Here is a 9,554-nt window from a genome sequence, read left to right as displayed (position 1 = left end):
TCAAAATTCTACCCCCACTGTCTCGCCGCGGGGGGCGGCGGCGGGGGGGGGCCCCGGCCCCCCGCCCGGGGGGGGGGGGGGGGGGGGGGGGGGGGGGCCCCCCCCCCCCCCCCCCCGCCGCGTTCGTTGCGGCACGGCGGACGGCCCGGGACACGACGCCCGGGCCCGCCCGGTTGTGCGGCGCTGTCAGTGGGGGCCGCTAGCCTGCTGGAACAGCTGAGCGAGGGAGGGACGGCGGCGTGCGCGTTCTCGGGGTGGACCCGGGTCTGACCCGGTGCGGTGTGGGGGTGGTCGAGGGCACCGCCGGCCGCCCGCTGACCATGCTCGGCGTGGGCGTCGTACGGACCCCCGCGGACGCCGAGACGCCCGAGCGCCTGGTGGGCATCGAGGCCGGCATCGAGGCGTGGCTGGACGAGTTCCGGCCCGAACTCGTCGCCGTGGAGCGGGTGTTCAGCCAGCACAACGTGCGCACGGTGATGGGCACCGCGCAGGCGAGCGCCGTCGCCATGCTGTGCGCCGCCCGGCGCGGGATACCGGTCGCGCTGCACACGCCCAGCGAGGTCAAGGCCGCCGTCACCGGCAGCGGTCGCGCCGACAAGGCGCAGGTCGGGGCCATGGTCACGCGGCTCCTGCGGCTGGACGCGCCGCCGAAGCCGGCCGACGCGGCCGACGCACTCGCGCTCGCCATCTGCCACATCTGGCGGGCCCCCGCACAGAACCGCCTCCAGCAGGCGGTGGCCCAGAACCGCCTGCAGCAGGCGGCCGCCCGCGCCGCCGGGCGACAGCAGGACCAGCACGCCCCGGGCGCCCAGCGCGCGCAGGGCCCGTACGCCCCGAAAGGCCGGACCCGATGATCGCCTTCGTGAGCGGCCCCGTGGCCGCACTCGCCCCCACGACCGCCGTGATCGAGGTCGGGGGGGTGGGCATGGCCGTCCAGTGCACCCCGAACACCATCGCCGGCCTGCGGGTCGGGCAGGAGGCCAAGCTCGCCACCTCCCTCGTGGTGCGCGAGGACTCCCTCACCCTCTACGGCTTCGCGGACGACGACGAACGGCAGGTCTTCGAGCTGCTGCAGACCGCGAGCGGCGTCGGGCCCCGGCTGGCGCAGGCGATGCTGGGCGTGCACAGCCCGGACGCGCTGCGCCTCGCCTTCTCGACGGGCGACGAGAAGGCGCTGACCGCGGTGCCGGGCATCGGCAAGAGGGGGGCGCAGAAGCTCCTGCTGGAGCTCAAGGACAAGCTGGGGGCGCCGCTCGGCGCGTCCGGTCTGGTCGGCGCCCAGCGGGCCGCGGCCGCCGGGCCGGCGCCGTGGACGGAGCAGCTCACCGCCGCCCTCGTGGGGCTGGGCTACGCCTCCCGCGAGGCGGAGGAGGCCGTCACGGCGGTGACGCCGCAGGCCGAGGCCGCCCTGGCCGAGACCGGCTCCGCACCGGTCCCGCAGCTCCTGCGCGCCGCGCTCCAGACCCTGAACCGGTCCCGGTAGCCGCGCGGGCCGCCCCGCCCCGCACCACCCACCCGCACGACACAGAAGGCAGACACCGTGAACTGGGACGAGGAAGCCGCCGAGGACGCCGCGGCGCGCCTGGTCGGCGCCGACGCCGACCGCGACGACAGCGCCGTCGAGGCGGCCCTGCGGCCGAAGGACCTCGACGAGTTCGTCGGCCAGGAGAAGGTCCGCCAGCAGCTCGACCTCGTCCTGAAGGCGGCCCGGCAGCGCGGCGCCACGGCCGACCACGTGCTGCTCTCCGGCGCACCCGGCCTCGGCAAGACCACCCTCTCGATGATCATCGCCGCCGAGATGGGCGCCCCCATCCGCATCACCTCGGGCCCGGCGATCCAGCACGCCGGCGACCTAGCGGCGATCCTGTCCTCGCTCCAGGAGGGCGAGGTGCTCTTCCTCGACGAGATCCACCGGATGTCCCGGCCCGCCGAGGAGATGCTCTACATGGCGATGGAGGACTTCCGGGTCGACGTGATCGTCGGCAAGGGGCCCGGCGCCACCGCCATCCCGCTGGAGCTCCCCCCGTTCACCCTGGTCGGCGCCACCACCCGGGCCGGCCTGCTGCCGCCGCCGCTGCGCGACCGGTTCGGCTTCACCGGCCACATGGAGTTCTACGCCCCCGAAGAGCTGCAGCGCGTCATCCACCGCTCCGCCCGCCTCCTCGACGTCGAGATCGAGGACGAGGGCGCGGCCGAGATCGCCGGCCGCTCCCGCGGCACGCCCCGCATCGCCAACCGCCTGCTGCGTCGCGTCCGGGACTACGCGCAGGTCAGGGCGGACGGGTTCATCACGCGTGAGGTGGCCGCCGCCGCCCTCGGCGTGTACGAGGTGGACGGCCGCGGACTGGACCGGCTGGACCGCGCCGTCCTGGAGGCCCTGCTCAAGCTGTTCGGCGGCGGCCCGGTGGGCCTGTCGACGCTGGCCGTGGCCGTCGGCGAGGAGCGGGAGACCGTCGAGGAGGTGGCCGAGCCGTTCCTGGTGCGCGAGGGCCTGCTGGCCCGTACGCCCCGGGGCCGGGTCGCCACGCCCGCCGCGTGGGCCCACTTGGGCCTCGTACCGCCGCGCCAGGGCGGGGGAACCGGATCAAGCGGACAACAAGACCTGTTCGGTGCGTGACCAGGAGTGTTCGGGCGACACGATGCGTGACGGTCCGTGATCTTGGCGTGGTGTCGCAGTCGTGTTCGAGTCGTGACGGCCAGGATGTCGCCTGGTCAGGAACCGCGGTGGGATGCTGGGCGTTGTTCGTACGGTGCGGACTCGCCTAGACTCCGCCGATGCCGACCCGTCTCAAGGGTCGGCGTGCCCACCCCCAAAAAGGCCGCTCTTCCAGCGCGGTCGTGCGAAGGAATCTCCGTCCCATGAGCAACAGTCTCGTGACCTTCCTCCCGTTCATCGTGCTCATCGGGGCCATGTTCCTGATGACCCGCTCTGCGAAGAAGAAGCAGGCGCAGGCCGTGCAGATGCGCGACCGGATGGCGCCCGGCGCGGGCGTCCGCACGATCGGCGGCATGTACGCCACCGTCAAGGAGGTCAACGACGACACCGTCCTCCTCGAGGTGGCCCCCGGCGTCCACGCGGTCTTCGCGAAGAACGCCATCGGCGCCGTCCTTGAGGACGACGAGTACAACCGCATCGTCCACGGCACCGGCGATGATCTGACGATCGACACGCCGGTCGTCCCGGACGACGCCTCCTCGCTGACGGAGGGCGCCGACAAGGCGGAGGACTCCAAGATCGACCTCGGCAAGGCCGAGGGCGCCGACGAGGACGCGGCCCCGGGCACCAAGGACGGAAAGAACGACGGCGAGGCCGACGCGAAGTAAGTCCGTGGCAGGGGACCGCGCGGCGCCCACCGGCGCGGCGCGGTCCCCGCACATGGCTCACTGACGCGGGGGACAGGCCCCGAACCACTTCGTGGCCGCCGTGCGCACACCCGGCGCCGGCGGTTGGACAGGGAGATACGACAAAGGTGGCAGCACCGAAGAAGGGCCGACGGCCCGCGGGGGCGCAGGGCAGGCCGGGCCGTGCCCTGGCGGTGATCCTCATCGCGATGGTGGCGCTCACCGCGGGGATGTTCATCTCCAAGCAGACCACGCCGCGCCTGGGCATCGACCTCGCGGGCGGTACGACGATCACGCTCAAGGCCAAGAGCGAGCCCGGCAAGCCGGACGCGGTCAACGAGACCAACATGAACACCGCGGTCGGCATCATCGAGCGCCGTGTCAACGGTCTCGGCGTCTCCGAGGCCGAGGTCCAGACGCAGGGCCGCGATCACATCATCGTGAACATCCCCAAGGGGACCAACGAGAAGCAGGCGCGCGAGCAGGTCGGTACGACCGCGCAGCTCTACTTCCGCCCCGTGCTCGCGTACGCGCCGGGGACCCCCACCACGCCGGAGCCGACCCCGTCGGCGAGCTCCTCCGGCAAGCCGAAGGCCGAGAGCGGCACCAAGGGCGGCGCCACCCCGACGCCCAAGGCCAGCGCTTCCTCGCAGGGCCGCGCGCTTCCCGAGGCCCTGACGGCCACGGGCGCCCCGACGCCCGGCGCCAGCGGCAAGGCGGACGACAAGAAGGCCGGCGACAAGAAGGCCGGCGACAAGAAGGCCGCGCCGACCCCGACGCCCTCCGGCGCCCCCGCCGGTGACCTGCAGAAGCAGTTCGCCGCGCTCGACTGCGCCAAGCCCGACCAGCGAGCCACCGCCGGCAAGGGCGCCAAGCCCACCGACACCGTCGTGGCCTGTGGCCAGAACGGCAAGGTCTGGGAGAAGTACCTGCTCGGCCCGGTCGAGGTCGACGGCAAGGACATCTCCGACGCCAAGGGCGCCCTCGACCCGCAGCGCGCCATGTGGCTCGTCCAGCTGAAGTTCACGGACAAGGGCGCCGACAAGTTCGCCGCCACCACCGGCAAGCTGGCCTCCCAGCAGTCGCCGCAGAACCAGTTCGCCATCGTCCTCGACGGCGACGTGGTCTCCGCGCCGTCCGTGAGCAGCGCGATCACCGGCGGCAGCGCCGAGATCACCGGCGGCTTCACCCAGCAGACCGCCCAGGACCTGGGCAACATGCTCTCCTACGGCGCCCTGCCGCTGTCCTTCCAGGAGGACAGCGTCACCACCGTGACCGCCGCCCTGGGTGGCGAGCAGCTGAAGGCCGGCCTCATCGCCGGTGCCATCGGCCTCGCGCTCGTGATCATCTACCTGGTGGCCTACTACCGCGGCCTGGCGTCCGTCGCCATCGTCAGCCTCATGGTCTCCGCGATCCTCACGTACACGATCATGGCGTTGCTCGGAAAGGCCATCGGCTTCGCGCTGAACCTGCCGGCCGTCTGCGGTGCGATCGTCGCGATCGGTATCACCGCCGACTCCTTCATCGTGTACTTCGAGCGCATCCGCGACGAGATCCGCGAGGGCCGCACCCTGCGCCCGGCCGTGGAGCGGGCCTGGCCGCGTGCCCGGCGCACCATCCTGGTCTCCGACTTCGTGTCGTTCCTGGCCGCCGCGGTGCTCTTCATCGTCACCGTCGGCAAGGTCCAGGGCTTCGCGTTCACGCTCGGCCTGACCACGCTCCTCGACATCGTCGTGGTGTTCCTCTTCACCAAGCCGATCATGACGCTGCTGGCGCGCACCAAGTTCTTCGCCAACGGCCACCCCTGGTCGGGCCTGGACCCGAAGCGGCTCGGTGCCAAGCCGCCGCTGCGGTCGTCCCGTCGTGCCTCTGCCCCTGTCGATGCGAAGGAGGTCTGAGATGTCGAAGCTCGGAACCCTCGGCGCCCGCCTCTACCGCGGCGAGGTCGGCTACGACTTCGTCGGCAAGCGCTTCATCTGGTACGGCGTCTCCGTCCTGATCACCATCACGGCGATCGTGGCGCTGGCCGTCCAGGGCCTCAACATGGGCATTGAGTTCAAGGGTGGTGCCGTCTTCACCACCCCGAAGGTCGACGTGTCCGTCGCCAAGGCCCAGGAGGACGCCGAGAGCGCCTCCGGCCACGACGCGATCGTCCAGGAGCTGGGCACCGGCGGCCTGCGCATCCAGATCTCCGGTCTGGACACCGACCAGGCCAACAGCGTCAAGGCGAAGCTGGCCGCCGACCTGAGCGTCAAGGAAGCGGACATCAACGCCGACCTGGTCGGCCCCAGCTGGGGTGAGCAGATCGCCAACAAGGCCTGGACGGGCCTCGGGGTCTTCATGATCCTCGTGGTGATCTACCTGGCCATCGCGTTCGAGTGGCGCATGGCCGTCGCGGCCCTGATCGCGCTCATCCACGACCTCACCATCACCGTCGGCGTGTACGCGCTGGTCGGCTTCGAGGTCACCCCGGGCACGGTCATCGGTCTGCTGACGATCCTCGGTTACTCCCTCTACGACACCGTCGTCGTCTTCGACGGTCTGAAGGAAGCCTCCAAGGACATCACCAAGCAGACCCGCTACACCTACAGCGAGATCGCCAACCGCAGCCTCAACGGCACGCTGGTCCGCTCGATCAACACCACCGTCGTGGCGCTGCTCCCGGTCGCCGGCCTGCTGTTCATCGGCGGCGGCGTCCTGGGCGCGGGCATGCTCAACGACATCTCGCTGTCGCTGTTCGTCGGCCTCGCGGCCGGTGCGTACTCCTCGATCTTCATCGCGACCCCGCTGGTCGCCGAGCTCAAGGAGCGCGACCCCGCGATGAAGGCCCTGCGCAAGCGGGTCCTCGCCAAGCGCGCGAGCGCGGCCGCCAAGGGCGAGTCCGACGGCGCCGACCTGTCGGGCGCCGAGGTCGTGGGCCAGTCCGGTCCGGCCGGTCGGGCGTCGGGCCGCCGCCGGTGACCGGCGACGTGCGCGAGCTGCTGCTCAGCCGGATCAAGGACGTACCGGACTACCCGAAGCCGGGCGTGATGTTCAAGGACATCACCCCGCTCCTGGCGGACCCGGAGGCCTTCGGTGCGCTCACCGAGGCGCTCGCGGAGCTCTGCGTCCGGCACGGTGCGACGAAGATCGTCGGCCTGGAGGCCCGCGGGTTCATCCTGGCCGCACCGGTCGCGGTGCAGTCCCGCATCGGCTTCGTGCCGGTCCGCAAGGCCGGCAAGCTGCCCGGCGCGACCCTGCGCCAGGCGTACGAGCTCGAGTACGGCACCGCGGAGATCGAGGTGCACGCCGAGGACCTCGGCCCCGGCGACCGGGTCATGGTCATCGACGACGTCCTGGCCACCGGCGGCACGGCCGAGGCCTCGCTGGAGCTCATCCGGCGGGCCGGGGCCGAGGTCGCGGGCGTGGCGGTCCTCATGGAGCTCAGCTTCCTGCCCGGGCGCGCCCGGCTGGAGCAGGCGCTGGCGGGTGCCCCGCTGGACGCCCTGATCACCGTCTGACCGGTTTCGAGCGAACGCTCTCGAACGGCGGGCACCGGGAATTCCGGTGCCCGCCGTTTCCGCTTTACACAGCAGGTGGGCGCGACCGGCGCCGGCGAGCGGGCCGGAGTACGGCCGTCCGCTGGGTGGGCGAGGCGAACGGCGCGGCCGAACGCTCGCTACCATGGGTTTTCCGGACCTGACCGGGGGACCCGGAACCGCACGAGGAGCGCTCTTGCCAGACGAGGTCCAGCCACTCTCCGCCGCGCAGCCCGACCAGCAGGCCGACCCGGCCACGGCGCCTCCCGCCGCGTCCGGCAAGCCCGCCGCGGGCCCGAAGCCGGCCCAGCCGGCCACGCCGCCCGTGCCGCCGCTGGCCCCGCCGCCGCTCGCGCCCCGGCCGCTGCCGGCGAAGCCGGCCGGCTCCTCCAACCGCGTCCGGGCCCGCCTCGCCCGGCTGGGCGTCCAGCGCTCCAACCCGTACAACCCGGTCCTCGAGCCGCTGCTGCGTATCGTCCGCAGCAACGACCCGAAGATCGAGACGGCCACGCTGCGCCAGATCGAGAAGGCCTACCAGGTCGCCGAGCGCTGGCACCGCGGACAGAAGCGCAAGAGCGGCGACCCGTACATCACGCACCCGCTCGCCGTCACCACGATCCTCGCCGAGCTCGGCATGGACCCGGCCACCCTGATGGCGGGGCTGCTGCACGACACCGTCGAGGACACCGAGTACGGACTCGACCAGCTGCGCCGCGACTTCGGCGACGCCGTCGCCCTGCTCGTCGACGGCGTCACGAAGCTGGACAAGGTCAAGTTCGGCGAGGCCGCCCAGGCCGAGACCGTGCGCAAGATGGTCGTGGCCATGGCCAAGGACCCGCGCGTCCTGGTCATCAAGCTGGCCGACCGGCTGCACAACATGCGCACGATGCGCTACCTCAAGCGGGAGAAGCAGGAGAAGAAGGCCCGCGAGACCCTCGAGATCTACGCGCCCCTGGCCCACCGCCTGGGCATGAACACGATCAAGTGGGAGCTCGAGGACCTCGCCTTCGCGATCCTCTACCCCAAGATGTACGACGAGATCGTCCGCCTGGTCGCCGAGCGCGCCCCGAAGCGGGACGAGTACCTCGCCGTCGTCACCGACGAGGTGCAGGCCGACCTGCGGGCCGCCCGGATCAAGGCCACCGTCACCGGCCGCCCCAAGCACTACTACAGCGTGTACCAGAAGATGATCGTGCGGGGCCGGGACTTCGCCGAGATCTACGACCTGGTGGGCATCCGCGTCCTCGTCGACACGGTCCGCGACTGCTACGCGGCACTGGGCACCGTCCACGCCCGCTGGAACCCGGTTCCGGGGCGGTTCAAGGACTACATCGCGATGCCCAAGTTCAACATGTACCAGTCGCTGCACACCACGGTCATCGGCCCCAACGGCAAGCCCGTCGAGCTGCAGATCCGCACCTTCGACATGCACCGCCGGGCCGAGTACGGCATCGCCGCGCACTGGAAGTACAAGCAGCAGACCGTCGCCGGTGCCTCCAAGATCCGCACCGACGTCCCGCAGGCCGCCAAGGGCAGCGCCGGCCAGGACACCGTCAACGACATGGCCTGGCTGCGCCAGCTGCTCGACTGGCAGAAGGAGACCGAGGACCCGGGCGAGTTCCTCGACTCGCTGCGCTTCGACCTCTCGCGCAACGAGGTCTTCGTCTTCACGCCCAAGGGCGACGTCATAGCACTGCCGGCCGGGGCCACCCCGGTGGACTTCGCCTTCGCGGTCCACACCGAGGTCGGCTACCGGACCATAGGGGCCCGGGTCAACGGCCGCCTCGTACCGCTGGAGTCCACCCTCGACAACGGCGACACCGTCGAGGTCTTCACGTCCAAGGCCGAGGGCGCGGGCCCGTCCCGCGACTGGCTGACCTTCGTGAAGTCCCCGCGGGCCCGCAACAAGATCCGCGCCTGGTTCTCCAAGGAGCGCCGGGACGAGGCCATCGAGCAGGGCAAGGACGCCATCGCGCGGGCCATGCGCAAGCAGAACCTGCCGATCCAGCGGATCCTCACCGGCGACTCGCTGGTCACCCTCGCGCACGAGATGCGCTACCCCGACATCTCGTCGCTGTACGCCGCCATCGGCGAGGGGCACGTCTCCGCGCAGGCCGTGGTCTCCAAGCTCGTCCAGGCCATGGGCGGCGAGGAGGCGGCCAACGAGGACATCGAGGAGAGCGTCCCGCCGACGCGCGGCCGCAGCAAGCGGCGCGCGAACGCCGACCCCGGCGTCGTCGTCAAGGGCGTCGAGGACGTGTGGGTCAAGCTCGCCCGCTGCTGCACCCCGGTGCCGGGCGACCCGATCATCGGCTTCGTCACGCGCGGCAGTGGCGTATCGGTTCACCGGGCCGACTGCGTCAACGTCGACTCGCTCTCGCAGCAGCCCGAGCGGATCCTCGAGGTCGAGTGGGCGCCCACCCAGTCCTCCGTCTTCCTGGTCGCCATCCAGGTCGAGGCGCTGGACCGGTCCCGCCTGCTGTCCGACGTCACCCGCGTCCTGTCCGACCAGCACGTCAACATCCTGTCGGCGGCCGTGCAGACCTCCCGCGACCGGGTGGCCACCTCGCGGTTCACCTTCGAGATGGGCGACCCCAAGCACCTCGGACACGTCCTCAAGGCCGTCCGCGGCGTGGAGGGCGTGTACGACGTCTACCGGGTGACCTCCGCGCGCCGACCGTAGGCCGCAGGCTG

At 71.8% G+C, this 9,554-nt stretch carries 8 protein-coding genes; all 8 read left to right on the top strand.

Translation table 11 applies throughout. From position 1 onward, the window contains the following. Positions 1–239: 239 nt before the first annotated feature. The 8 genes from ruvC to ACIQCH_RS32035 all read left to right on the top strand — a co-directional run bounded on the left by ruvC (position 240) and on the right by ACIQCH_RS32035 (position 9,543). Positions 240–854 carry a crossover junction endodeoxyribonuclease RuvC gene (gene ruvC / locus ACIQCH_RS32070; protein WP_402586724.1) on the top strand — a complete coding sequence of 205 codons (615 nt, stop codon included), beginning with the start codon at positions 240–242 and terminating at the stop codon, positions 852–854. Then, on the top strand, positions 851–1,483 hold the full coding sequence (gene ruvA / locus ACIQCH_RS32065; protein ID WP_402586722.1) for a Holliday junction branch migration protein RuvA: 633 nt from the start codon (positions 851–853) through the stop codon (positions 1,481–1,483). Before ruvC ends, ruvA begins: the two co-directional genes overlap by 4 nt. Positions 1,484–1,540: 57 nt before the next feature. Further along, positions 1,541–2,617 (top strand): Holliday junction branch migration DNA helicase RuvB, encoded by a 1,077-nt coding sequence (ruvB, locus tag ACIQCH_RS32060; RefSeq protein WP_402586720.1) that lies wholly within the window; start codon positions 1,541–1,543, stop codon positions 2,615–2,617. Positions 2,618–2,859: 242 nt separating this feature from the next. After that, positions 2,860–3,324 carry a preprotein translocase subunit YajC gene (gene yajC / locus ACIQCH_RS32055; protein WP_402586718.1) on the top strand — a complete coding sequence of 155 codons (465 nt, stop codon included), beginning with the start codon at positions 2,860–2,862 and terminating at the stop codon, positions 3,322–3,324. A gap of 146 nt (positions 3,325–3,470) precedes the next feature. After that, on the top strand, positions 3,471–5,240 hold the full coding sequence (gene secD / locus ACIQCH_RS32050; protein WP_402586716.1) for a protein translocase subunit SecD: 1,770 nt from the start codon (positions 3,471–3,473) through the stop codon (positions 5,238–5,240). A gap of 1 nt (position 5,241) precedes the next feature. Continuing rightward, entirely contained in the window at positions 5,242–6,303 is a 1,062-nt protein-coding gene (gene secF / locus ACIQCH_RS32045; RefSeq protein ID WP_402586714.1) for a protein translocase subunit SecF, read from the top strand. Continuing rightward, positions 6,300–6,842 (top strand): adenine phosphoribosyltransferase, encoded by a 543-nt coding sequence (locus ACIQCH_RS32040; RefSeq protein WP_402586712.1) that lies wholly within the window; start codon positions 6,300–6,302, stop codon positions 6,840–6,842. Before secF ends, ACIQCH_RS32040 begins: the two co-directional genes overlap by 4 nt. Before the next feature lie 214 nt (positions 6,843–7,056). Then, the gene (locus tag ACIQCH_RS32035) at positions 7,057–9,543 is read left to right on the top strand and encodes a RelA/SpoT family protein (RefSeq protein ID WP_402586711.1); all 2,487 of its coding nucleotides are present in this window, start codon (positions 7,057–7,059) and stop codon (positions 9,541–9,543) included. Positions 9,544–9,554: the final 11 nt, after the last annotated feature.

It is taken from the genome of Streptomyces sp. NPDC093225 (assembly GCF_044753805.1).
Taxonomy (GTDB): domain Bacteria; phylum Actinomycetota; class Actinomycetes; order Streptomycetales; family Streptomycetaceae; genus Streptomyces.
Note: the sequence above shows the minus strand (reverse complement) of the source record. Positions and strands in the feature narration are given on the sequence as shown.

Excerpts from the sequence above, each read along its gene's own strand:
- ruvA (WP_402586722.1), top strand. The coding sequence starts at position 851 with ATGATCGCCTTCGTGAGCGGCCCCGTGGCCGCACTCGCCCCCACGACC.
- yajC (WP_402586718.1), top strand. The coding sequence starts at position 2,860 with ATGAGCAACAGTCTCGTGACCTTCCTCCCGTTCATCGTGCTCATCGGG.
- secF (WP_402586714.1), top strand. The coding sequence starts at position 5,242 with ATGTCGAAGCTCGGAACCCTCGGCGCCCGCCTCTACCGCGGCGAGGTC.